This window comes from Geobacter anodireducens (genome assembly GCA_001628815.1).
In the GTDB taxonomy this organism is placed as follows: domain Bacteria; phylum Desulfobacterota; class Desulfuromonadia; order Geobacterales; family Geobacteraceae; genus Geobacter; species Geobacter anodireducens.
Genome location: CP014963.1, coordinates 3237055 through 3260964, shown reverse-complemented (window position 1 = coordinate 3260964; position 23910 = coordinate 3237055). Strand labels below are relative to the sequence as shown.

At 61.9% G+C, this 23910-nt stretch carries 18 protein-coding genes and 4 pseudogenes; 1 reads left to right on the top strand and 21 read right to left on the bottom strand.

Annotation, left to right across the window (positions count from 1 at the left end; translation table 11 throughout):
* Positions 1-25: 25 nt before the first annotated feature.
* From A2G06_14985 to A2G06_14905, 17 genes and pseudogenes are all read right to left on the bottom strand, one after another.
* The gene (locus A2G06_14985) at positions 26-406 is read right to left on the bottom strand and encodes a hypothetical protein (GenBank protein ANA41329.1); all 381 of its coding nucleotides are present in this window, start codon (positions 404-406) and stop codon (positions 26-28) included.
* A 19-nt stretch (positions 407-425) separates the two neighbouring features.
* The gene (locus A2G06_14980; GenBank protein ANA41328.1) at positions 426-1469 is read right to left on the bottom strand and encodes a 3-oxoacyl-ACP synthase; all 1044 of its coding nucleotides are present in this window, start codon (positions 1467-1469) and stop codon (positions 426-428) included.
* Positions 1466-2719 (bottom strand): hypothetical protein, encoded by a 1254-nt coding sequence (locus tag A2G06_14975; protein ID ANA41708.1) that lies wholly within the window; start codon positions 2717-2719, stop codon positions 1466-1468. Before A2G06_14975 ends, A2G06_14980 begins: the two co-directional genes overlap by 4 nt.
* 20 nt (positions 2720-2739) lie before the next feature.
* Positions 2740-3240, bottom strand: a complete 501-nt coding sequence (locus A2G06_14970; protein ANA41327.1) for a hypothetical protein — start codon at positions 3238-3240, stop codon at positions 2740-2742.
* A 31-nt stretch (positions 3241-3271) separates the two neighbouring features.
* Positions 3272-5364 (bottom strand): annotated as a pseudogene (locus A2G06_14965) (type VI secretion protein).
* Between the two features lie 56 nt (positions 5365-5420).
* Complete coding sequence (locus tag A2G06_14960; GenBank protein ANA41326.1) at positions 5421-6338, bottom strand: peptidoglycan-binding protein LysM; 918 nt, start codon at positions 6336-6338, stop codon at positions 5421-5423.
* Between the two features lie 54 nt (positions 6339-6392).
* Positions 6393-6848 carry a hypothetical protein gene (locus A2G06_14955; protein ANA41325.1) on the bottom strand — a complete coding sequence of 152 codons (456 nt, stop codon included), beginning with the start codon at positions 6846-6848 and terminating at the stop codon, positions 6393-6395.
* A 132-nt stretch (positions 6849-6980) separates the two neighbouring features.
* Positions 6981-7465: pseudogene (locus A2G06_14950) on the bottom strand (type VI secretion protein).
* 81 nt (positions 7466-7546) lie between these two features.
* On the bottom strand, positions 7547-9031 hold the full coding sequence (locus tag A2G06_14945; protein ANA41324.1) for a type VI secretion protein: 1485 nt from the start codon (positions 9029-9031) through the stop codon (positions 7547-7549).
* Between the two features lie 10 nt (positions 9032-9041).
* Positions 9042-9527 (bottom strand): type VI secretion protein, encoded by a 486-nt coding sequence (locus A2G06_14940; GenBank protein ID ANA41323.1) that lies wholly within the window; start codon positions 9525-9527, stop codon positions 9042-9044.
* A gap of 101 nt (positions 9528-9628) precedes the next feature.
* Positions 9629-11244: pseudogene (locus tag A2G06_14935) on the bottom strand (hypothetical protein).
* A 15-nt stretch (positions 11245-11259) separates the two neighbouring features.
* Positions 11260-12288 (bottom strand): hypothetical protein, encoded by a 1029-nt coding sequence (locus A2G06_14930; protein ID ANA41322.1) that lies wholly within the window; start codon positions 12286-12288, stop codon positions 11260-11262.
* Complete coding sequence (locus A2G06_14925) at positions 12285-12953, bottom strand: hypothetical protein (protein ID ANA41321.1); 669 nt, start codon at positions 12951-12953, stop codon at positions 12285-12287. The genes A2G06_14930 and A2G06_14925 overlap by 4 nt, the downstream gene beginning before the upstream one ends.
* Positions 12953-14146 (bottom strand): 3-oxoacyl-ACP synthase, encoded by a 1194-nt coding sequence (locus A2G06_14920; GenBank protein ANA41320.1) that lies wholly within the window; start codon positions 14144-14146, stop codon positions 12953-12955. Before A2G06_14920 ends, A2G06_14925 begins: the two co-directional genes overlap by 1 nt.
* A 6-nt stretch (positions 14147-14152) precedes the next feature.
* Positions 14153-16522: a type VI secretion protein gene (locus A2G06_14915; protein ID ANA41319.1), complete on the bottom strand. Its 2370-nt coding sequence runs from the start codon at positions 16520-16522 to the stop codon at positions 14153-14155.
* Between the two features lie 49 nt (positions 16523-16571).
* Positions 16572-20039, bottom strand: coding sequence for a type VI secretion system protein ImpL (locus A2G06_14910; protein ANA41318.1), 3468 nt, complete (start codon positions 20037-20039; stop codon positions 16572-16574).
* Between the two features lies 1 nt (position 20040).
* The gene (locus A2G06_14905; GenBank protein ANA41317.1) at positions 20041-20724 is read right to left on the bottom strand and encodes a type VI secretion system protein ImpK; all 684 of its coding nucleotides are present in this window, start codon (positions 20722-20724) and stop codon (positions 20041-20043) included.
* Between A2G06_14905 and A2G06_14900 the strand changes: the two genes are divergently transcribed.
* A complete protein-coding gene (locus A2G06_14900) occupies positions 20723-20923 on the top strand; it encodes a hypothetical protein (GenBank protein ANA41316.1) in 201 nt (66 codons plus the stop codon). The genes A2G06_14905 and A2G06_14900 overlap by 2 nt on opposite strands.
* A gap of 148 nt (positions 20924-21071) precedes the next feature.
* Here the strand turns inward: A2G06_14900 and A2G06_14895 are convergent.
* The 4 genes and pseudogenes from A2G06_14895 to A2G06_14880 form a co-directional block, all read right to left on the bottom strand.
* Positions 21072-21440 (bottom strand): annotated as a pseudogene (locus tag A2G06_14895) (NrdH-redoxin).
* On the bottom strand, positions 21437-22483 hold the full coding sequence (locus A2G06_14890) for an L-allo-threonine aldolase (protein ANA41315.1): 1047 nt from the start codon (positions 22481-22483) through the stop codon (positions 21437-21439). Before A2G06_14890 ends, A2G06_14895 begins: the two are co-directional and overlap by 4 nt.
* Before the next feature lie 99 nt (positions 22484-22582).
* Entirely contained in the window at positions 22583-23071 is a 489-nt protein-coding gene (locus A2G06_14885; protein ANA41314.1) for a peptide-methionine (S)-S-oxide reductase, read from the bottom strand.
* An 84-nt stretch (positions 23072-23155) separates the two neighbouring features.
* Positions 23156-23908 (bottom strand): pseudouridylate synthase, encoded by a 753-nt coding sequence (locus A2G06_14880; GenBank protein ANA41707.1) that lies wholly within the window; start codon positions 23906-23908, stop codon positions 23156-23158.
* Between the last annotated feature and the right edge of the window lie 2 nt (positions 23909-23910).

The window sequence follows — 23910 nt, the reverse complement described above, 5'->3', positions numbered from 1 at the left end:
CGATGCGGCCGAGGAAACCTCGTGCTTACATGGCGTTTTTATTGTTCTGCGTCATGGGATCGGAGTTGCGGCATGCCCCTTTCCCCTCAATCTTGACATCGAATGAGTAGTTGATGAACTCGGCCTTGTCCTGTATCGTGCCCGACCCAACTCCTTTTTTACTGCCAGGCTCATCACCACTGCTTTTTTTGTAGCAGCACCCGTCGATTGCGCCCATGGTGCCGTCGATCTTCACCGTCTTTGTGCCATCGGCGAGACTGGCCGATCTGGCGACGTTGGTATAGGGTATCGGTACGACTGTATTGCCCATCGGGGTAAGACAGACATCCGGGCCGCTTACGACAACAGCTCCACTCCCTTTGTTGCTCATTCCCTGTTTGTTAACGAAAACCGTTGATTTTCCCACTACCGTCTCCTTGGGGGTTCTATTTCTCGCTCTCCAATACCAAAGCACCGCATGGCCCATGGTCATCGGAGCAGGTCACCAGTATCGGCGATTGCAACCATCCACGAACAAGCCCTTGCATGGCAATACTTGCCAAGACCACGCCGCTGGCGGCGCCGATGTCGCCGTAGCAGTTAGCCGGCGTCCAGAGCCGCCTGCTTTCATCCAGTTTGTCGAAACAGCGCATTTCGGCCATGCCCCATTCCCTGGCTCGGGAATTTTCACCATTGAGGTCGCTGAACACCGCACGGATCGCCTTTTCTTGCACCCCGCTCAGGGCGGCATGGCAGGCCTCGGTCAGCCCGCTGTTTCGTCCGAGGGAGCTCGATGCCCGCGGCGCGGGTTCTACTGCCAGCCCAAGTCCCGCAATACTCCCGAGGATCGGCTTGCCTGACTGCTTTGCTCCGGCTCGGTTCTCAATGACCATGAACCCGACCGCCTCTCCGGCAATGAGCCCCTGGTGACGGCCATAGCTTGCGGATTTGAGGCGGCAGTCCTTCTCGAACCAATTCAGGGTCGAGGTTCTTAGCAAGGAATCAACTCCGCCGACGATACACACCGCGTCGGGATTGCTATCGATCAGGCGGCTGGCTTGTTCAAGGGAGTACATCATGGATGCGTTTCCCCGGGGGATAGCCTGAAGGCCGGGTTTGTCCGTCCATTTCCCGATTATCCCGCGCAACGGAAACAGGCTGCTTTCTTCATAGCGCGGACCGGGCCGTTCTTCGGAGGCTACTCCAAGGAAGAGATGGATCTGTGAAGGCCTGCGCGGGTCTTGCCGAAAATACTCATCAAGGAGCTTTTCAAGGCAAAGAGCGGCGACACCGGCCATCCGCTGAGGTGTATCCCAGCTGTCATGAATCCCCCTGATCCGCGCCACGGTGATAGGGTTGTCGTTTTCGTCCCGATAGTCGTCGTACTCGGCAAAGCGGGAGATTCCCGCCCTGACTGACGCCGCCGTCGGGGGGCCGTCATGCCCTACGGCAGTAACGCAGCTTGCCCCGGTAATCGCCAGCGTTCTCATATGGCCGCAACCTCTTTGCGCTGTCTGGCCGCTGGTGCCCGCACTTCAAACATCGGTCGTCCAGGATTCATCCGCGCCAGCTCAAGGGCGGCGGCCGCACGCTGACGCTGAAGGCCCGTTTTGAGAGCCAGCCGGAGATGTTCAGGCGAGACCGGCTTCCCGAGAAAGTGACGGGTTCCGCTTTGAAAACGGCCTTTATTCTTGCCCCACCATGCGGCAACCAGGTCGGCATCGGGCCAGGGGAGGTTTTCATCGGCATCCATCGCCACATTGAGATCCTTCGGATCATCGGTGGGGCCGGCATTGAAGCCTTCGGGCCGTGTGCCTGCCAGTTCTTCGAGCTCGATATCGATGCCGGTTATCATGGTGAGCGCTTCCCCCGCCACTCGTGCGATCGTCGGCGTATCCATCCGGTCGATGAGCCACGGAACAAGGGACGGATCACCCAGAGCCCCCGCGCCTATCGCAGCAAATCTGATCGTTTCAGACGATTGAGCGAGCTCTCGTTGCCAGGCACGTGCGCTTTCGGGGCGCATGCACCGCACGGAAACGTTCAGGGCTTTCTCGGCATATCGGGATGAGGATGCGACGAAACCTCTCAGCACGCCGACGGCTGTGCCAATGCCTGCAAGGGACGCGGACCATGCGGCGGAAAAGCGGATTTCGTCGTCGTGGTCCGTCAAGTATTCTTGCAGCCTGAAATCATTAAGTTCGCAGCCCCTGCCCAACTCCCCGTATGCACGGAGCCCGCGGGCCATCAATAACGGGGAGGTATCGTTCACGGCTCTTGTCAACTGCGGGCCCGGATCGTGCCGGTGGATGGCGCAAGCCGCCATGCCGATGTAGCGATGAACGGGCGATTCTTCTGCCAGTAGCTGCTCTATGCGCGGCCTGGCCTGTTCGTAGGGAAGCCACCCCAGTGCGGAAATGACGGTGCGGGCCTTCTCCCGATCCGTCCCCATCGCATTCATGACCTGCTGAAGATGCTCACTGTTGCCGCTTTCGAAGGCCAATACCGCCGGGGCGAAGAGTCCTTCGACCGTGTCGCCCGCAAGCGCAGATCGGCATATCTCCCAGGACGCGTCGCCACCCACCCGTAAGCCATCGACCTGTGCTTCAAGTCGTTCATCGAAACGTTCGAGGTCACTCAGAGAAAAATGAGGAGATTGCAGGATGCCACCTCGAAGATGCCAAAGAAACGCTGCCTCTGCGGCAAGTTGGTGCAATATGGATGATATTGTTGGATTCATCTGTTGAGGGGTGTGATAATTCAATTGATTCCAACGGACGCGCCTTTGATCCTGTTCTCACCAGAAGACTGGCTGAGCAGGTAGGCACCCTTGATGATCACCTTGCCGGCGCTGGTGAGAACGATACTGGCTTTTCCGCATTTGAGCTCGATTTCTTCCCGGGCATCAAACGTGATCCGCGCCCCGTCGACAATCACTTCGTTCGGAACTGTCTTCGCAGTTTCGGCCGCTGTCGCATCGGCGATCTCATCAAGTAGTGAGTACATTGTGTCGACAATGATCGGCTTTCCGGGATCGTTGTTCTCAAATGCCAGGAGGATTTCTTTCCCTGCCGGGTTGCCCGTGTCCAGAAGCCGGTTTTTCACCGAGGTCGTGAGCCGGGCGGCGATGGGACCCAGAGAGTTCTCCGGGTAATCGACGATAAACCTGTTGTCGGCTGCGGAAACGATGCGGCCGACGCGAAACCCTTCCGACAGGGTGCTGTTAATTCCAAACGAAATAGCTGAAGCCTTTTTTCTCACATCATTCTCCGCATATCCCGTGGCCCTGGGTTCAATTCTGGAAAATTTTGCTCGCCTTGATCGTTATGCTGCTCCCATCCATGACAATGGATGAAGAACCGGCCTTAAGCGTGATTTTGGACGCCTCGATGACATATTCGTTAGCTTTGGCGTAATATTTGGCGCTGATGGTTTCCGTGTAGTTGCCGTTTGTATTGGTGGTTCTGTCACCTTTTACGTTCTCACTCATGTTGTTGCCGACGAACACCGCTTTTGCCAGTCCGACTTCTTCCGTCTTGGCGCCGGCAACCGTCTCGTTCATGACGCCGCCTACCGCAACTTGGTAGAGGCCGCCAATGGCTATCTCCTTTGCGCCGCCGATTGTTTCGAGTGAATTTATGCCGACAGTCTCATTCTTGAAACCGCCTACGCTCAGAGTCATGTTGGCGCCGATGCTTTCGTTGTGGTTTGCCCCTACCTGGATGGACTTGTTGACACCGACACTCTCGCTCTGATCCACCCCCACTGTTTTCGAGCGGTTGTTGCCGACGGTCAGGCTCTCGTCCCGCCCGACAGTCTGCCCCTTGTCGTTCTTAACCAGAATGTTCCAGTCCTTTTCGCTCTGCAGGTAGATCTCCTCGCTTCCCTTCTTGTCCTCGAAGCGGAGTTCATGGAAATTGTCCGTGCCGCCGTTTGGGTAGCTGCGGGTGCGGATGCCGCTCTGGGTTTTGCTGGCGGGCAAAGCGTACGGTGGCTGATTTTCGGAGTTGTACGCACTGCCGATTACCATGGGGCGGTCGGGGTCTCCCTCAAGGAACGTGACAAGCACCTCGTCTCCAACACGGGGCAGAAACTGGGTTCCCCATCCGCCGCCTCCCCAGGGCTGGCCGACCCTGACCCAGCATGAGGTCCTACCATCCTTCCGGCCGCGCCGGTCCCAGGGGAACTGCACTTTCACCCGCAGGTAGCCGTCGGGGTCGGCGTGGATTTCCTCGCCGGACGAGCCGGTAACGACAGCAGTCTGAAGTCCGACGATGACAGGCCTGTCGGCGACGATCTGGGGGCGGACCGTTACGGTGGCCGGCACGGCGATAAATTCGTTGTCGTAGCGAAAGCCGCCATCTCCGGCATGCTCGCCAAGCACCTGGGGCTGAGCGCGTGATGGATTACTGCCACCGGCAGATACTTCCCGGCATAATCGTGGCCGGAAAGTTCCCACTCGTGTCCCGGCATCATGCGGGGGCACGAACTCTGCCCTTCTGCGGTCTCGCCGAGCACCAGCAAGCGCTCCAGGCGGACGTTGGCCAGATAGGTGCCTCGTTCCTCATTGAAGTAATTGCCGGGGAAGTCGTAGACCTCCCGCTGAGCGGACGCCTTTCCCTGCCGCTGGGTGGTCAAGTCGAGGTTCGTGTGCTTGTAATAATAATCGCGCTGTGACACCTTGCCGGGACGAACGCGGCGCGAGTAGATGAAGTCGAAGACGCTCTCCTTTCCGGGCACCATGCCGTCATTGGTGTTGAAGGGGATCTGGCGCTTGCCGGGCATGTAGAGATAGCCTGAGTTGGTGTCGGAAAAGACGATGACGTGCTTGTCTTCGTAGTGCTCGAAAAAGTAGAAGATTCCCTCCTCTTCGAGAAGTCGCGAGACAAAGTTCAGGTCCGTTTCCCGGTACTGGACGCAGAATTTGCGCAGGCGGTCCTCCCTGGAGAGTGCAAAGCGGTAGCGGTCACTGGTGATATTGCTCTCTTCGAGGATTTCGGCGACTATGTCCTGAACGTTCTTGAACTGGAAAACACGGCAATCCTGCTCCAGCGAAAGAAACCACAGGGCCGGCACAATGTGGGCGTGATAGAGATCGTAGCCGCCATCCGTTCCGAGAGAGGTGAATTCCCGGACAACACCGTGGAAATAGCGCGTTCCACCCTGATGATCTACGGAAAGCACGGCTTCCTTGTCGATCACCTCGTCGAGCGCTACATTGTTTTGGGTTGCCAGGGTGAGGTGGATGTCATAGGGATGGGATATACGCTCGTCGACGGTGAATCCCGCTACCGACAGTAAGTACCTTGTGGCGGGAATCTCGAACTGAAAGCTTGATGTTGAGCCCTGAGAAAGAAGGCTTGCCGCGGCCTTTTGGATTGTCATGGCGTTTTCCTCGTGAAACTTACGAATTGCTCAGAGAGGCGGTGGCGATGACCCCTTCAGTTCCATCTCTTGCGGAATCCTCCGACAAATGTTTCTCCCCACCACGGTTGCCGAGGTGTTGATCCAACTTGAGAATGTGATGCAGGCGCATAGGGTGTCTTGCCGTAACTGTGACTGGCAGCTTTGTGCGAAGGGATTACCACCTTCTGTCCGACAGCTATTCGGTTCCTGTCGGTTATTGAGGGATTAACCGTAAGTATTTCGGCCACTGAGAGGTTATGCATGCGGGAAATTCTAGACAGGGTATCTCCGGGCCTTACAACGTAATGTTGAGCGTTGCCCCCGTTTCCAACATGCTTTTTCGCCAATTTAGTCTTCGATCGGGATTGACCAACTGTGGTCATTGCTCGATGATTCTCTGCGTTGTCGGTTGCTCCGCGTGCATCCTTCAGAATGCTCTCAATATCATAGCCACCAAACGTTGACACATAGTGTTCAATGGACGTGCCGTTTCCATCTTTCGGAATGTTGCGGCCTGCAGATTTGAGATAACTTTTCAGCCCTCCGACCCCCTTCAGATAGGCTCCTCCGATCATTCCCGATTTCGTGATAACGATCCCGTTGACCGTTGTGCTCTCGTACAAATCCAGATGCAACGCTTTGATTTGTTTCCAGAGGTTGGCCACGTGGTGCCGGATTGCGTCTTCCTGGGCTTCAGGGGCAGAGAGAAAATCCACCTTGCTCTTAACGCCTTTCCGTCCCGTCCAGTGACCGATCCAATCGTTGTCAACGTATTTGCCTTCTGCATTTTTCCTGGCGCCCGTTCCATCGTGGAGATAATATCCCGCATCGATCAGGGCATACTCTCCCATTTGGTACTTACCCAAATAGCCACTGTAGTTTTCGATGTCATATCTCCTGCTCGACTCTTTCTGTGCCAAAGCAGTCAAAAAATCCTCAAACGTCTTACTCACGGCATACGCCCTCAATGGAAATTGTTACTGTTCGGTATCATGTTATTGAATGAATCATGGACGTTTATGCGAGAAGCCGTATTTGGCACCACGACAACTCCAGACTGACTTGTCTTCCACAATCAGATCAACAAAATCGGATGTTGAAACGGTGGATAGACTGACATTTTCCTGAATTATCAACTGAAGTATGTTACGCCATGTTCGGCCTTCTTGCCTAAAAATCACGAACCAGCACCCTTCAGTGCCGCAAAAATAGGGATATTGTCGCACATATGCCAGAATCTCACGCGTACCGTCGTGATTAAGGTCGGCCAGTGCAATGTCGATCTGAACAGGTTCTTTCGAGAGGGTCTTTGCCTCCCGGATCTCTTTCTTCAACAGTGCCTTAACGATTTTTCTCTCTCGCTCGTGCTTTGTGGCAGAAAAAGTCACCTGCTGGTCAGCGTGGGCCGAGATAGCCCCGAGCAGTAGCATATAGATAGCTACACACACGCCACAGAATCTCATTTGCTACCTCGTAATTGTTTTGCCATCTTCGGGTAATGCACACGCCATGTCATGCTAATAGTCTTGCAATGTTGAGATTATCTGATAATGCACCCTCCCCGTCGCCGGGGAGGGCATACCATCAGAAAATAACTACTTGGGCACGCTCCAGGAATCCTCGGCCTCGATACCGTTGGGCTCCCAGGTCCACTTGATCTTCTTGTAGGAGAATGCCACCTCTTCCATATGGCCGTAGGCTCATTGTCGGGAAGAAGCGTCATGGGCATGTAGGGTTTCATCTCGACCACGATGGCATCCTCAAGGGTGGTGGTGAAGTAGTGCTCTTCCAGTCCCTGCTTGTTGATCCGGTACCACTTGATCTGCACGTTTTTCATGTGCTCTCCGGTGCAGAGGGCCTGATAGAGTTTCGGCGAACTCTTGTCGAACATCTTGACGATCGACAGGGGGCCATGGACGCGCTTGCCGGTGGGCAGGCCGTCATGGGGATTGCGCGGCATGTGGATGTCGTGCTTCATTTCGTAAAGCTGGATAGTGTTTTCGCGCCCCTGCAGTTCGCAGGAACCGTCGATTTTCCCCTGTTTTTCTCCAGTCAGGGTCATGTGGGCGGGCATTGCCATCTGCTGCTACCTCCTTGTGATGTTAAATTGCGGCCCCTGATGGTCCGCATTGCAGGCACCGGCTCCGATTCTGTCGCGTCCCTACTCTTTATCCAGTTTCCCCACCAGTGACAGCGTGAAGTATGCCCCCATGTACTTGAAGTGAGGGGTGACCTTGAGGCCCACCCGGTACCAGCCCGGCTCACCCGGGACGTCCTCAACGGTCACTTCGGCCTGGCGCAGGGGGCGGCGACTGCGAACGCCGGGCATGGGGTTATCCATCTCTGAGACGTACTGACGAATCCACAGATTGAGCTCATTCTCCAGATCACCCCGTTCCTTCCACGTGCCGATGTGCTCTCGCTGGATCACCTTCAGGTAGTGGGCGAGGCGGCTGACGATGAACATATAGGGGAGCTGGAGCCCCAGCTTGTAGTTGAGCTCGGCCTCTTTTCCCTCCTTGGAGTTGCCGAAGGATTTCGGCTTCTGGACCGAGTTCGCAGAAAAGAAGGCGGCATTGTCACTGCCTTTTCGCATGGTAAGGGCGACGAATCCTTCTTCGGCCAGTTCGAATTCGCGGCGCTCGCTGATGAGCACCTCGGTGGGGATCTTGGTCTGGATGGCTCCCATTGCCTGGTACTGGTGGAGCGGCAGGTCATGCACCGTTCCGCCACCCTGGGGACCGATGATGTTGGCGCACCAGCGGAAGTTGGCAAAGCTCTCGGTGAGCCGGGTGGCGAAGGCGAAGGCTGCGTTGCCCCAGCAGTAGCGGTCGTGGCTGTCGGAGACCTGCTCTTCGTAGTTGAAACACTTGGCCGGCCTGGTGGCCTCGCCGTAGGGGAGTCGCAGGAGGAAGCGGGGCAGGGCCAGTCCCACGTAGCGGGCATCTTCGCTCTCGCGGAACGCTTGCCACTTGGCGTACTGGGGGCCTTCGAGGATCGACGTGATGTCTTTCAGGTTCGGCAGGGCGGTGAAGTCATCGCAGCCGAAGAACTGGGGTGATGCGGCGGCCATGAAGGGGGCGTGGGCCATCCCGGCCACGGCAGCCAGGTTCTGGAGGAGTTTGATGTCCTGGGGACCCGGGCCGAAGTCGTAGTTGCCGATGATCGCTCCGAACGGCTTGCCGCCGAACTGACCGTACTCGGCGGAGTAAACGGTCTTGTAGAGGCCCGATTTGGCCACCTCGGGAGCGTCTTCGAAGTCGTCAAGCAGTTCCTCCTTGGTGGCGTTCAGGAGCTCGATCCGGTTGTTTTCCCTGAAGTCGGTCCGATCCACCAGGAAGTGGAGCGACCGCCAGCATGATTCCAGTTCCTGGAACTGGGGATGGTGAAGGATCTCGTCCATCTGGAGGGAGAGCTTGCGGTCGATCTCGGCGAGCATGTCGTCGAGCACTGCTTTGGATACCTTCGGGGCTTCGGTTCCCGGCTCCAGGAGCTGGGCCATGAGGGCCTCGACCCCTTTTCTGGTGATAGAGTAAGCCTCGTCGGTCGGTTGAAGTTTAGTGACCCGGACGATATCCTCCAGGAGCGACGTGTCGGACGCACTCTGCTCCTGGAGGGGAGCCGTTCCGTTCATCTCTGTGCTCATTCTCTCCTCCTTATCCTTCGATCCCTATTTCGGCCATTAGCTTGGCGCGGGCGATGTCGTCAACGACCAGTTCCTGGATTTTCCTCCGGAAATCCGGGATGTTGGAGAGTGGGGCCTTTAGCGCCCGCAGTGCCTCGCGCAGCTCCAACAGGCGTTTCATCTCCGGCACCTGCTCCACGATGGCCTCCGGGCCAAAATCCCTCAGAGATTCTATCCTCAGCTTTACCGGCAGCTCCTCGTCGGGTGCATCGTAAAGCCGGTTGGAGACGGCGATGTTCAGCATGATTCCCTGGGCCTTCATTACCTCGTTGAAGTTTTCTTTGTCCACGGGCACCGGGTCCCGCTTCTCCACGGGCCGCTCGTCCGGTTGCCCGGTAAAGTCCCCTAACACCAGGATTTTAAGGGGAAGCTCCACTTCCTCGCGCCCTTCGCCATCGGCGGGACGGTAGACGATGTTCACCCGTTCCTTCGGTGCTACGGATGCTTCATTCGACATGTAATTCTCCTTTTGTGTGTGATGGGAACGTGCCGTCCGTGGCGTGTATCCCGTTGAATTCAGCTTTACCCTTCTGTCAACCGTACTGGTTCAGCCTGCCTTCAATCCTCGGCCGGCCCCCCCACCTGTTCCTCGATCCGCTTGATCGCCAGGTTCCAGACGGTTGTGAAGACGATCTTCTTCGCCGGATCTGCCCCATAGATCCTCTGGTGATCGATGGAAAAGAAATCGGCGGGCGAATCCCGACCGATCCGTGCCGTGGGAACCTTGAGGGCCTTGCCCGACGAATCGGGGACGGTGCCGTCGCCGGTGCCGGAGAAGGGCTCCAGGGCGACCACCGCCGTTGCTCCTGCGGAGGTGTCCCGTATTTCGTCGTTACTGTCCACATAGGCCCGGAATGCCCCCTTGTTCCTGAACTGGTGGGGCGTAGAATGCACGTGGGGTTCGCGGGTATAAACGATCCGGTCCGGTGAGTCGAGGGTGGTGGAGTAGAACTGGATCGTGTCGTCGTGGACCCGGGAGCCGAGGTTGTCGTGGAATTCTTCGGCTTGAGAGAGATAGCGTTGATAGAATGTCCACGGACTTCTTTTTCCTGGTCTAATTGAATCTGTTTTTTCACCCGGATCAAGCCAGTCCGGGTTCACCATCCGCCAGGGTACGTTGTCTCGGACGCGGTAGATATCCTCATAGGGGTTGCTTCGAGGAAGGCTCAGGGGCCGGCCGTCGGCCCCTGGGTAGGCGAGCCACTGCCGGCTGCCGCTATTGTCCCGGTACTCCTTGTTCGGCAGCAGTTGCAGCCCCCCCGGCATGTTCCCCAAGAGCGCCGTCACCTCCTCACCGTCGGTACCGAGGATCCAGGCCGAGGCATACCCCTTGGCCAGCCGCTCGAACATCTTCACGGGATTGAGAAACCAGTCCCAGATGCTCTTGCGGGGTCCGCCGGCAGGGCGCTCGAACCCGGCTTTCATCCGCCAGTAGGCGGCGGGTGAGCCGGTGGCCGGCTGCACGCCGTGGACGACCCCGAGCACTTTTTCTGCGGCACCGTGGAGCACGCAGGCGGACCGGGCCACGAGCCTCCCATGGAGTGGGTCACGAGGATCACCCGAGTGCAGAGGCGTTCCAGGGGGCGCCCCGCTTCGTCCTTCAATCCTTTGGCATAGTGGTCGATGGTGGCACCGATATACTCCTTCAGCTTCCTGCCTGCCTCCAGATTTGAGGCGGTCCAGTTGTAGCCGAAGGCGTGGACCGGGAACTCGAAACAGTGTCCCACCGGCTCCTCCCATTGGTGATCGTGAAGTGCCCGCAGGATCGGTCCGTAACTCCCCCACATGACCCCGCCCCAGCCCCGTTTGTCGGCGCCGGGGTAGCGTCGCAGAAAACTTTTGTCGAGCTTCGGGTTGTCGGTGTCGACCTCCAGGTAGTCGGGATCGAACCCCGGGCCGACGACGAGGGTCTTCTTTTTCTTTGCGGAAACGTCGAATCTGCCGTAATTCAAAAACATGAAGCCAGAAGAGTCGGGGTCCCATGCTCTCGTCCCTTGCTTCTTGCCCTTGGCGAACTTCAGTCGGCTTCCCATGATGCCGGGGATGAAGATGATCGGGATCACCTCCCGCTCGATGACGATCCGGTTCTGCGCCTCGGTCCTGAGACCCCGTATGGTGTCGAACAGCTCCCACCACTTGATGTCGATCTGGTTGATTTCCGAGGAGATGCTCACCCGTCGTTCTCCCCGTTATCTGCCGGTTCCATACATCGGTTTCAGCGAGTTAAGCACTGCGTCCCAGACCTGGAGCTTTTGCTCCAGTTTGCCATCAGCGCTGTCCATGGTAATGCGTATCTCCGGATACTCTCCGGAATCCTTTCTTCCCCGGTATTCCCATGCGAAGTTCAAGACGGTTTTGTTGCCATCGTTCATTCTGAGAACTTCTTCTTCTCCGTCGAGGCCGGCAACAGTCTTTTTCCTGGAGCGGATTTTGTCGATATTCAAACCAGTTGCGAATCCTGTCGCCATGGCGGCCATGGTCTTTTTGATGAGACCGGCTTCTTCTACCTTGTGCGTCTCCGTTGTCTCGATGTCGATCTCCAACCCCAGCGGGTGCCCCTCGAACCGGGCGGCGGCCGTTTCCTGCTCCAGGTAGGGGAGATTGATGGCACCACGTTCGGTATAGAACCAGTTGCCAGGGGGGAGTTTGAGATCGCCGAAGCGACGGGACTGGTAGGATCTGGCGATTTCAAGCAACCAGGTCAGCATCTCCTGTTTAGCATCAGTCAAGCCGTGATACGTGAGCCATATCCCGCTTGTTCCCGAGTCAGCGAATATCAGCCAATATCCTTCATCATCAGCCCAATTGTCCCCGTAATAAAACACCCCCCGCGCCCACGTCCCAACACCGGGAAACTCGCGGGTCTCGATGATCACCCGCTCCTTTCCTTTGGGTGGCGTGAGTTTGCCGATCTCTGCCAGGCGCCTCTTCCATGCCTCGTCACGGGCCTGTGCGCGGGGAACGCTGCCGGGCCAGGCAAACTCTTCGATCTCCGCGTAGCGGAGCCTCTGCCACTGGTGAACCAGCTTCATCTCCGCCGGCACATCGATGGCGAATCTTCCGATGGGGTAGGTGGTCATCCGTGGGACTCCTTTGTCAGTCGTGGGTTGCGTGTTTTTTTTCTGCGTCCCTTCGCTGCTCGTGCAGGCAAGCAGGGTGACGATCGGCGTGATGAGCAGGAAGAGGAGCGCCCTGCGCAGGGTGGCGGATATGGTCATGTGGTGGTCTCCTCGCGGGGGAGTCTCTTCCGTTCGCGCTCGAAGTCGACGAACCTCAGGTCGTAGGCCCCCGGCGCGTCGGCGAGGTGGACGTCGTCGCAGTAGCCGTCGGGGTCGTCCCCCGGACCGGTCGTTCCCTCCATGGCGTGCCGGGCGGTGAATGAGGGGAATTCGACCCTGCCGCTTTTCAGGTCCGGATGCCTGAAGGAGAAGGTGAACGGTATCCGGTGCCCCTGGTGATCGTCGGCCGCCACGGCTATATTCTCCTGCATCAGAGGCGCCGGCGGGGTGTTCCCCGTGCCGGAGAGGTTGCTGACCATGGGGTCGAGACGGCGGCAGACCGGGCGTCCTTCGAAGAAGACGTTGTTCGAGAAGTTGACGAACTTCGCCTTGCCGCCGGTGACCCCGGAGGCGACGCCGCCGAGGGAGCCCGGCTCATCTCCGCTGCTGCGGCTGAAGACCGAATCCTTCAGCATGACCGGGTGGCCGTCCACGGCCACGGTACTGCTGCCGTTTGCCACATCGACCGACCGGGCGACGTTGGTGTAGGGAATTGGCACCACGGCGTTTCCCACCGGCGTCTTGCAGACGTCGGTGGTAGTGACTACGCCGCCGCTTTCCTTGTGGACGACGGTCTGGCCGTTGACGACAAGCGTTGCTCCCATCAGGTTACTCTTTCGTTCGTTTTCGCCTGCTGTTCCCGCCGCCACCGGTTAAGGGCATGGCGATCGGTGAAGTCTCCCCGCTCGAGACAGAGTACCCGCGTCTCTCCTCCGTCGTCGGAGGAGCAGAGGGCGACCTGCTCCCCGTTGGCGAGGTCCTTGGCAAGAGCTGCGACGGCGACGACGGTCTGCACCACGCCGAGGGCCGCGCCGCATTCCCCGACGGAGAAGGCGGGGAGCCACAGTTGCCGCTCCCGGTGTGAGGGGCCGAAAACCCGTTCTTCGGCTACGGCCCATCCCAGTGCACGCTGCCGTTCGCCGTTCAGGTCGGCGACAACCAGCCCGATCTCTTCACCGGGGCAAGGAAGTCCGTCGAAGGCTTGTATGAACGCTTCGGTGAGCCCCCGTGCCTGCGCGGGATGGCCTCCGGTGCGGGGAGCGGGATCAATGCCGTGGCCCCATGATGAGACGAACGCGTAGATGGGAGCGCCCCGCTTCCGTGCCGACTCTTCCCGCTCCAGGAGGATGGCTCCGGCCGCCTCTCCGGGGATGATCCCCTCGGGGTTGGGCCCGCTCAGAAGCCTGCCGGCCGCCAGGAGTTCTTCGAGCACCGGCAGGAAGCAGAGGGAGTCGACGGCGGCGATGAGCGCTCGCGGACATCTCCCCTCTCCGAGAGCCTTCGCCGCCTCGGCTACCCGGTCAAGAAAGAGGCAGCGTCCGGAGCCTGCCTCCCGGCCAACCGGTAGATGCTCCATCGGAGAGAGGGGGGGAAGAATGTCCGCCGGACAGGGAATTGCCCCGACTTCTTCCGAAGGGATCCCATTGATGATCCATGCCGGCACCGCGTCGCCAGGGGAGGGTGAAAGGCCGCTGGCGGCCTCCCGGAGCGCCGGTGCCAGGAGCGCCAGACTTCGCTCGCTCCCGGTCAGGCCGAACCGCACGTCTTTCCCCGAAACCCGGCTGATCGTCGCACCACGCAGGGCTGTGCCGTCGGGGGCGTCGGCCACCAGAACCGTTTCGTGCCAGGCGAAGTGGCTGCGGCTGCGGATTACGGCTGACACGGAGCGCCAGGGCGTAAATCCCATGGGGGTCACGAGACCGAAACCGGTCACGGCGATCCGCTCACCGGTTCCGGATTTTTGGGCCCCGGTTTTGGAGCCTTTTCCGCCAGCAATCGATTCGCAATCCCGTTCCATCGTTATCTACCCCTTCGTCAGTCGCACCATCTCCACCGGATCGAGGCGGGCGATCCGGTGGAGGGCATCGGCGGCCTTTTCCTTGAAGCGGGGCTCGGTCTGGGAATCGAAGCCGGCCCAGGCGAGCTTCAGCCCCCGCAGGGCCAGGACCGGGTCGTACTCTTCGAGGCCGAAGGCCCCGATGTCCGCCACGACCTGCTCCAAATGGGGGAGCGCCAGCTTGGCCCGATTGGTGTTCACGAGGAGTTGGGCCAGGGCGAGACGCCAGTGGAGCTTCTCCTTGCGGGAGGCGCCGTTGCCGAGTTGTTTCTGGAACCGCTCCACCGCCTCCAGGAGTTTGCCGTCCCGAATAAGAGCCTGGGCCTCTTCCACCTCCCGGGCAATGGCCGCGGCGCGACCGTTGTTATGGCCCACAGCAGGACAGCCGGCAACGGATGCCCCGCGCTGCGCGAGCCCCGTGAGCCACTGGCGGGTTTCCGGGGTGGCAAAGGGAGTGCCGTCGGCAAAGGCCAGGTCAGGGAGGGCCGGAAGTCGCCCCACAAAGGCAGCCGTCTCCGCGCAGACCGCTTCGCGGGCGGCGGCAAAGCGGTCGCCGAGGCGGGAGAGAGCCTTGGCGGTGAGCCGGCTCAGATCGAGCCAGAAGATGAACTGGGGAAGCCGCGCCTCAGCCGCCTTCAGGAGCGCCTCGCCGTCTCCGTGGCTGGCCAGTTCCTGGAGAAGGGCCAGCACCTGCCGCTCGGGAGGAGGGATTCGGGTTCGTCCGTTTATCGACGGCGGGAGCTCGGTTACCTTCCCCCAGGCGGCAAGGCGGGAGAGCCGATAGGATACGGGGGCCGCGGGATCCTGCTGGATGAGGGCGCCGGCCGCCTCCCCCACCTGGCGAAGCGCTTCCTCCAGCATCTGAAGGGAGGAGCCAGTGGCAATCGCCTGGCAGGGAGGCTCCACGGCGGGGGCGGCGGTTTGACGGGGCGGCGCGAATAGGCCAGCGGCGGGAGCCTCGGCTTGAGCCGGCGTAGCAACCACGGCTTCGGGGGCCGTTCCTTCTCCGCCTTCCGGCGCCATGTCCGCCAGTAGTTGCCTCAGTTTCGTAAGGGACGGGGCATCCTCCAGGCGCTCTCCCAGAAAGCGGTCTATGGCGCCAAGAGTTTCCAGCACAATGCCGTGCTGTTCAGGGGGAAGGGACCGGTTTCCCTGATGATGCAGGGCGATCGCGGTCCGATCCAGCCACCACTCCACCGATCGTTGGCGCCCCCGTGTGCGGGTGGGGTAGAGGGTGCACCAGAACCGCTCCAGGAGATCGCGCCAGACGGTGAGCCCCAGAGCGAGGCCGTCTCCCCCGCGGGTCTGGACGAGCCCCACCGCCAGGTAGCTCGCCACGAGGAGGTCCTTGGACCGGGTGGCGAGGATGTCGGCTGCCATGCGTACCACCCGTTCCCAGTCGACGGTACCGGCAGCGGCGGGCGAAGTGAGCTTGTCAACCTCTGCCTGGAGTGCGTCAAAGAGGGGATCATAGCGAATGTCCTCGCCGGCCGGCCGTTCGGGGCATATCGGTTCTTTTCCGATAGATGCAATGTCCAAGGCGTGCTCCGTTCCGATGCTGGCATGCCACCCTCCTGTGTCCGGCGCGGACCAGAGGTGGAGAAAATCTCCCGGAGCCAGGGCCCGCCGGAAGGAGGCGAGAAAGGAATGCTCCAGGTTGCCGCCCATGAAAAGGGCGTGGGGGATTCCTTTGACGGTCCTCTTGGTCAGGAGGTGCCAAAGGCTTACCAGGGTGATTTTGTCATGCACCGGCCTCCGGTCGAGCTTGACGGAGAACTCTTCCCGGCCGGCATGCCCGGCGACCAGTTGTTTGAGACGGGGGATGTCCAGGAAGGATGCATAGGGATCAAGGGGAGAGCCGAGCCGGTTCAGGCCGCGGCGTCGTTCCGCCAGGCCGTCCCAATCCGATCCGGGGGGCCGCACCCTTTGGAGCCCTTCGCCCATGTGCTTCAGATCATCAAAGGTGTGCGTCGCCAGATACTCGATCTGGCACCATGACGGTTCACAGGCAAAAGGGAGCAGATCCCACTGCTCTTCCCATCCCTCAAGGGGGCCGCTCCCCATGATGAGCAGCGGATAGGGGCGGCCTAGGCTGTCGCTGGAAAGCCGGACCACTCCAATGACAAGGGCATCCCGGCCGAATCCCCGGGACCAGAAGCGCCAGGAGCAGAACGGCAATGCCGCTTCGCGCCGGCTGATGAGATGGCGGTACCCGCTCTCCACCCACGTGGCCAATCCCTCGACAAAGGGAGAATCCTCACCGAGCCGAAAGTAGTCGGCTGCGGCAGGATGCTTGCCGAAGGCGGCCCAGCGCCAGGACGGATCAACGGAGGGCATCAGTTCAGCTCCTTGTTCTCCCGCGATACAAACCGCAGAATGGGTGCCCCTACCAGCACCGGGCGATCATCCGTGGCGCCGTGGCTCCGGCCATGGCGCCGCCCTGCCTGATCACCTGCTGGCTGCCGATGAACTGGTAGCTTGCCCGGATGGAGGTGATCCCCATGCGCGCCAGCGCGTCTTTCTCGCCCGGGAACTCACCGGCCGCAAACGTGCGATGCCCGCTGGCGAACTCACGGAGGAAGTCCGGGAATGCCTGGGGTCCGGCATATCGTTTTGTGAGCACCTGGTCGCCCGCCTCGATCTGGAAGATCACGTCGCCGCAACTGTCGGGCGACCAGTAGAAGGTCTTGCCCACGGGAAAGTTCTGGTTTACGAGAGCCTGGGCTTGCCCGGCGCACTGGAGCTCCAGTCTCGTGCCGTGCGGCTTGATCCGGGCCTCGGGGTTCGCGTCGGTGGGAAGTCCCTTGATTGCTACGGTGTAGTTTGACTGCCGGCCGGATGTCATGGCATTGAGCTGTGCCCCTTTGCCCAAAAAGGCGAAGAGGGATCCCTCCAGCGGCAGCGCCCCGCCCAGTGTCTGCCGGGGGGCATACCCCGCTGCCGTGCCCCGGACAAAGGGGGCGGCCGGGCCCTTCACGAAGCGCCAGGCAAGGCCGTCGGGGCCCAGCAGCATCGGGCCCGCCTGTTGGGGGGGCATGCCCAGGGTGGGGGCGAGGACCTGCTCCTCCCAGAGGGTCTGGAGTTGGCAGCCGGCTTCGCGCCTGACGTATCCCCAGAGGAAATCGAGGGGACCGGTGACGAGGCGCCAGAGGGCGTCGTCGGCACCGGCGCCGGCGATATCCCGCTTCAGCCGTGCGGCTGCATTCCAGGCTGCATGGAAGGGGGTTTTCCCCGTGGCGGGATCATCGGTGAAGGTCTGGGATGCCAGTTGGAAGGCCTGCTGCCGCGATGATGCGGCCGGAGCGATGGCCGCCAGGGCCGTCTGGTATTCCTGCCAGTTGTGCGCAGCCATGGGGGGCGGATCAATGGCGCTGGCCGCAGCCTCGTTTCCCAGCCTCCTGCGGATGGAGGCCATGAGGCGACGGCTTTCTCCGGTGACGTGGGTTGCCGTATCGGGCGCGGAGACGGCGCCTCCGGCCCGCGCAACCTGGAATGCGAAGAGCTGTGCCGCAAAAGAAGGGATTTCTGCCGTGCCCGCCAGGGGATGCAGTTCCTGGGACATCCGGTTGATGAACGCGAAGTACGGACCGTGCCCGGTGGCCATCCGTGCTGCGGTCTGCTGCCACTCCCCGCTGCCCCGCAGTCTCTCGGCGCCGCGGGGGAATGAGGCCGCGAATTCCTGCCACACCTGGATGCACCGGGTCCGGTGCCAGGGGGTGAATCCTTCCCGTGCCTTTGCCAGAAGGCGGGAGTCGCCCACCGCGGTTTCCAGCTCGCGCATGAGGCTGTCGATCCGGTCTTTGCCCTTGCCGGTGAAGGACGGGGCGATCGTCGGTTCATCCGGCGCCGGCACGCCTCCTCCCCAGAATTCCGCCAGGGTTACGGGTGACAGCCCTCCATGGCGGTCGACCCAGGGGGCGAGCCAGGAGAGGCTGCCGTCCTTGAGCGCGAGGGACCGTCTGAGCCAGCCCTGGAGCTGGGCCGCCTCGCGGGCCACATCGGGAGAGTCGGATCGCCATGCAAGATAGTGGAGATAGAGCTCTCCGAACCGCTTGTGCGCGTCGGCGACCGACGGGGTTTCAGCGGCCATGAACGAGAGGGACGCCGGCTGGGGGAGGGCGCGCAGATCATCGAGTCCCCTGCCTGCCCGGCTGGCGGTAAGGATGTTGATCCGTCGCGCCAGGTGGATGGCGTACCGGGCAAAGAGTTCGTCCTGCGTGGCAGCGGAGAGACCGTTCACCCCTTCGGCCAGGTGGCGGTCATAGGGGGCGAGAAAGCCGTCCCGGAACTGGCTGCAGAACTTGTCCTTGAGGACGGCTTCCACCCGCCGGCTTTCATTAAGCCCGAGCCGGGGCGCCCACCAGGCGCGGTTCCGTTCTTCCACGCGCAGAATCCCCTGGCGGATGCTCTCAAGAACCAGGAGGTTATTCACCGGATCCGCGCTGAGGGGAGGTGTCCGTTCGAACTGGCGCGATACCTCGCGGATGGTGGCCATGTTCTTCACGAAGGAAAAGGACAGGAGGCCACACAGGGCCAGACCCAGCAGCAGCCAGGAGAGGATCCCCAGGTTGCCGGTGACGGCGCGCCACTGGACGGCCCGGTGCGTCGGGGCCAGGAGTGCCCGGTCGGCGGGAAGGACCCGGGCAAAGAAGTCGTGGAGGAAGATGCCGCGGTTGGTGTCGGGGAGCAGCCGTGGCCCGGCAATGGTGCCCAGTGTTTCGCTGAACCGGGAGCGGGGGCTGCCGGTCTGCCGGCCGCTGGCGAAGAACACCCCCCGCAGCAGCGGGGTTTCCTGGTAGGGGTTTTCGCGGAACGTCCCCTCCATGAACGCGGTGAGCCCCTCGCGGAGCCCTGCGAACTCCTCGGGGAAAAAGGCGAGAGCCGGCGCCGCGTCACGGGCCTCGGGCCGGTGGAGAATCTGGAGCCTGAGGCTCCTGAGCCGTTCGGTTACCGTTTCCAGCGCCTTGGCCGTGAATGAGCCCACGTCGGCGGTCAGATCGCGGTTGATCATGCCCATGGGCTGGCGCAGCGCCTTTTCCGGCAGAAGCTCGGCGAAGCAGTTCATCCCTTCGACAAGGTCGCACTTGGTTACGAGCACGTAAACCGGTACCCGCACCCCCAGGGCGCGCATCAGTTCATCCACCCGGCGGCGCATGGTCCGCCCATCCTCGGCGTTTTCCTCCTGTCCGCCGGAAAGGAGGCGGTCTGCGGCCACGGTCAGGACGAGGCCGTTCAGGGGTTCGCGCCTCCGGTGCCTGACCAGCAGTGCCAGGAGCTTCTGCCATTCGTCCCGGTCCCGGTCCCCATTGACCGGTACGGCGTAGCGGCCTGCGGTGTCGAGCACGACGGACTCTTCAAAGAACCACCAGTCGCAGTTGCGCGTACCGGCATCACCGGCGGCCCGCCGGGCATCGGTGAAGGGAGAGGCGAGCCGGGCGCTGGCAAGGCTCGTGCTCTTGCCGGAGCCGCTTTCGCCGATGACCAGGTACCAGGGAAGCACGTAGAGGGGGTTTCCCCGTCGCCTGAGGTGCGAGCTTCTGAGGGCTCCCACCCCTTCCTTCCACTGATCGGCGAGCTGGTCCAGGTGCTGCCGGCCCCCGTCGGACAAGGAGTTGAGTCCGCCTTGTTCCTGCTCGATAACCTCCCTGACGAAGTGCCGCTCCCGGCGCCGCAGCAGTACGGACCGCAGCAGCATGGCCCCGACTGCGATGCCGGCGAGGAGCAGCAGCAGGCAGAGGGCCACCCACCAGGGCCAGTCGAGCGCCAGGACGATCCCGGCCATCAGGAATATCGTGAGCAGGGCGACACCCGCCAGCAGCAGCCATTTCAGTGATTTCACCATTCGTTCGTTCATATCAGTACGGTACCGTCCTCAGGAACGTGTCCCCCACGCCCGAGAGCGTGAAGCGGTAGGCAAGGAACAGGATCAGGAGCAGAACCACCGGCGCAGCCGCCACGGCTGCCGCGAGCGCCCGGTTTCCGGTTCCGCGCCCGGGCCGGATGGCTGCCGGTGGCGGTCCGGCGGGCCACGCCTCGGGAAAGAGTTCGGTCCGTTCCAGGGGTGGCAGGCCCACCGAGCTGCCCATGAGCAGTTTCAACTGGGCGGTCTTCAACTGTTCCAGATGGTACTCGTCGCCAGGTTTGCAGTACTTGCCGGCGAATCCGAGGGCCAGGCAGAGGTAGAACACCTCCCGCACCTCCCGCTGATTGAGCCCGAGCGCCGTGAGCCTGGTGAAGAATTCCTCCCCCGCGTCGGTGGTGGCGTAGTGGATGCGCTGGAGTTGCTCCTTCAGCCAGGTATTTTTTTCTTCCCATGCCGAGGAGAGAATCGACTCGTCGATCCAGGCGCAGACGGCGAAACGCGCCAGGTCGAATTCCTCCCGGTCGAGCCCTTCGCTGCGGGCCGCGGCATCCGCCGCCGCCATGAACCGTTCGATTTCGCCGCGGATTTCTCCGTAGGGGGGCTGCCGGACCGCAATGGTCCTGAGGGAGTGGTTCAGGTAGGCCATAACGTCTGTGAAGCAATCGGTCAGATGCATGGATGAAGATCCTCTCTGTCGGTCGCAGGTGATGCAGGCGTCCGAAGACAGGGGCGAAACCGGCACCGGTGGGTATGACGGATCGCGGAACCAGGGCAGTGCCGTGGAGTACGCCGACTGCCGTGAGTTGCCGTTCGCTGTGATGGGAAATGCCAGGAAAGGTCTGGATTCCGGTGAATCGCGCGGGCCGCCGTCCTAGCGGGTGGGAATGGGGCCGGTCTCCTCTGTCATGAAAATCGCCGGCATGGTAAAAGGATACACATTAAAAGTCAATAAAAAACTTTGGGCATTTTACCAAGTAACAGGGGGTTGGGGAGCTGCCGCTGTGTACGGCACGAGGGGGATGCTCACGGCGCAGGGGAGAGGATGTCCGCCATGGCTCGCTCAATGGCGGGGATGTCGCAGCCGTCGATGACCTTCTTTCCTCCGTCGAGGACTACCATGGGCACGATGTCGCCGCCGTAGCGCTCGCGCCACTCCCGGAACGCGGCGCGGTCGCGGCGGATGTCGCGACAGACGTAGGGGATGCCCTTCCCGGTGAAAAACCTTTCCACCGCATCGCAGTAGAGTCAGCCTTCGCCCACGAAGACGACCACTGAGGGGTAGCGGGATTCGGCTGTCCGGCCGGGCTTGTCCGGGGCGGAATGAAGCAGTGCCGGCGTGAGCGACGCGGTAGCGGCAAGGACAAGCATGGCGGCGAGGCTGCGGACCGTCATGACGGCGCTCCCGGGTGCATCCCGCCGTGGCCGGCGAAGAATGCGCCGAATGCCGCGAGAACCCGCTCTATGTCCGAAGATGTCACGTCCAGGTGGGTGACGAGACGGATACTTTCCCGGCCGGAGATGAGGATGCCCCGCTCGTTGAGAAACGAGGCGAGCCGGTCCGCCGTGTGGAGAGGAAGGCAGAGGAATATCATATTGGTCTGGACCTGGGCCGGGTCGAGGGCCAGCCCCGGGATGGCGGCCAACCCCTCGGCCAGGCGGCGGGCGTTGGCATGGTCCTCGGCGAGCCGGTCCACGTTTCCGGTCAGGGCCAGGATGCCGGCGGCCGCCAGGATGCCGGCCTGGCGCATGCCTCCTCCGACCGCCTTGCGCCATCGGCGGGCCGTGGCGACGAACTCCCTGCTCCCGCAGAGCAGCGACCCCACCGGGGCGCCGAGCCCCTTGGAGAGGCAGACCGACACCGAATCCACGTGGCCGGCGATCTCGCGGACCGGTACGCCGAGCGTTACGGCGGCATTGAAGATGCGGGCGCCGTCCATGTGCAGGCCAAGGCCCTGCTCGTTGCAGAGTTGTCTGGCGCGTGCCAGGTAGTCCAGGGGAAGAACCCGTCCGGCATGGGTGTTTTCCAGGCAGAGGAGCCGGGTGCGGGCGAAGTGGATGTCGTCCGGCTTGATGGCGGCGGCCACGGCTGAGAGATCGAGGGTCCCGTCGGGTTCCACCTCCAGGGGCTGGGGCTGGATACCCCCCAGGGCGGCGGCCCCGCCCCCTTCGTAGCGATAGCAGTGGGCGGTCTGGCCGGCGATGTATTCGTCACCCCGCCGGCAGTGGGCCAGGAGGGCCAGGAGGTTGGCCTGGGTGCCGCTGGCGGTGAACAGGGCCGCTTCCGTGCCGAGCGTCGCGGCGCCCAGTTCCTCCAGCCGGTTCACGGTCGGGTCTTCGCCGTAGACGTCGTCCCCCACCTCGGCTCCCGCCATGGCGGCGCGCATGGCAGGGCTCGGCCGGGTAACGGTGTCGCTGCGCAGGTCAATGATGTTCATGGGATCCTCGTGGGATGGGGATAGTGTGCGTGTGCCGGATCATTTGCCCGTGGGCGGGAGCTCCGCTCCGGGCTCGTGGAGGCCCCGCCGGGCCCCGGCCTACCAGCGGCAACTGCCGCTGCCCCGCTTTTCCAGGTAGTGCTGGTGGTATTCCTCGGCCCACCAGAAGGTGGCAGCCGGAACGATCTCGGTGACAATGGGGCGGGAATGGCGCCCGGAGCGCTGCTCGTGCTCCAGGGATGCCCGGGCCGCCCGCTCCTGGTCCGGCGAGTGGTAAAAGATGACGGAGCGGTAGTTGGTGCCGATGTCGGGGCCCTGCCGGTTGAGCTGGGTCGGGTCGTGGCAGTCCCAGAAGACCCGCAGCAGGTGGTCATAGGTGACGGCAGCGGGGTCGAAGGTCACCTCCACCACCTCGGCGTGGCCGGTGGCCTTGGAGCAGACCTCTTCATAGGTGGGGTGCTCCTTCCATCCCCCCATGTATCCCGCCAGGGTGGAAACAACCCCGGGCACGCGGCGGAATTCTTCTTCCACATGCCAGAAACAGCCGGCACCGAAGGTGGCCTTCTCAAGATTCGCATTCTCTCCCATGACATGCACCTCCCTGCCTGAAAAGAGTAACACAGTGCGCGATTGTTGTCCCTGCGCGTACCATATGCGCCGCCGGGGTAAAAATCAAGGCGGCGCGGGTTCGACCGGCCGCCTGCGACCGGTCGCCGCAGCCAGCCAGCCGAGGCGGTCCAGAAGGCGGGCAAGTTCCCGGTCCGGCGGGGCGGCAATGGTCAGGATTTCACCGCTTGCGGGATGGGGGAGCGAGAGCTCCGCGGCGTGGAGCAGGAGCCGGCCGCAGCCGAGCTCTTGCCGGAAGAATCGGTTGTGGCGCCCTTCGCCGTAGGTGGTGTCGCCGATGATCGGGTGAAAGATGTGCTTCATGTGGCGCCGCAACCGGTGGCGGCGGCCGGTGCGGGGGCTGAGCTCCGCGAGCGAGTAGCGGGAGGTGGCATGGCGCCCCGTTGCCACGGGCAGTTCCGCTTCAGCGAGTCGCCGGAAGGCGGTTACCGCCGGCTGAGGCGCTGCCGGTGAGCTCTTCGCACTGTCCAGCCGATCCGGTTCTGCGCTCAGGGGATGGTCGATGATTCCCTCCGGCGGAACAATCCCCCGGGTGACCGCCAGGTAGGTCTTGTCCGCCAGTCCGCCGGCAAAGGCATCACCGAGCGAGCGGGCCGTTGCCGGGTCCAGGGCGAACACCAGGACGCCGGAGGTGGGCTTGTCGAGGCGGTGAACGGGATAGACCCGGCAGCCGAGGAGGTCGCGCACCTCCTGGAGAGCGAAGCGGGTCTCATGGCGGTCGATGGGGCTGCGGTGCACCAGGAGCCCGGCCGGCTTGTGCACGGCCACCAAGTAGTCGTCGCGAAAGAGGATCTCCACGG

What these genes read in the sequence shown, in the direction of transcription:
- A2G06_14945 (ANA41324.1), bottom strand. Translation starts at nt 9,031, where the DNA reads ATGAGCACAGAGATGAACGGAACGGCTCCCCTCCAGGAGCAGAGTGCG.
- A2G06_14890 (ANA41315.1), bottom strand. Translation starts at nt 22,483, where the DNA reads ATGAACATCATTGACCTGCGCAGCGACACCGTTACCCGGCCGAGCCCT.
- A2G06_14940 (ANA41323.1), bottom strand. Translation starts at nt 9,527, where the DNA reads ATGTCGAATGAAGCATCCGTAGCACCGAAGGAACGGGTGAACATCGTC.
- A2G06_14925 (ANA41321.1), bottom strand. Translation starts at nt 12,953, where the DNA reads ATGGGAGCAACGCTTGTCGTCAACGGCCAGACCGTCGTCCACAAGGAA.
- A2G06_14885 (ANA41314.1), bottom strand. Translation starts at nt 23,071, where the DNA reads ATGGGAGAGAATGCGAATCTTGAGAAGGCCACCTTCGGTGCCGGCTGT.
- A2G06_14955 (ANA41325.1), bottom strand. Translation starts at nt 6,848, where the DNA reads ATGAGATTCTGTGGCGTGTGTGTAGCTATCTATATGCTACTGCTCGGG.
- A2G06_14915 (ANA41319.1), bottom strand. Translation starts at nt 16,522, where the DNA reads ATGCCCTCCGTTGATCCGTCCTGGCGCTGGGCCGCCTTCGGCAAGCAT.
- A2G06_14975 (ANA41708.1), bottom strand. Translation starts at nt 2,719, where the DNA reads ATGAATCCAACAATATCATCCATATTGCACCAACTTGCCGCAGAGGCA.
- A2G06_14980 (ANA41328.1), bottom strand. Translation starts at nt 1,469, where the DNA reads ATGAGAACGCTGGCGATTACCGGGGCAAGCTGCGTTACTGCCGTAGGG.
- A2G06_14920 (ANA41320.1), bottom strand. Translation starts at nt 14,146, where the DNA reads ATGGAACGGGATTGCGAATCGATTGCTGGCGGAAAAGGCTCCAAAACC.
- A2G06_14910 (ANA41318.1), bottom strand. Translation starts at nt 20,039, where the DNA reads ATGAACGAACGAATGGTGAAATCACTGAAATGGCTGCTGCTGGCGGGT.
- A2G06_14905 (ANA41317.1), bottom strand. Translation starts at nt 20,724, where the DNA reads ATGCATCTGACCGATTGCTTCACAGACGTTATGGCCTACCTGAACCAC.
- A2G06_14900 (ANA41316.1), top strand. Translation starts at nt 20,723, where the DNA reads ATGGATGAAGATCCTCTCTGTCGGTCGCAGGTGATGCAGGCGTCCGAA.
- A2G06_14930 (ANA41322.1), bottom strand. Translation starts at nt 12,288, where the DNA reads ATGACCATATCCGCCACCCTGCGCAGGGCGCTCCTCTTCCTGCTCATC.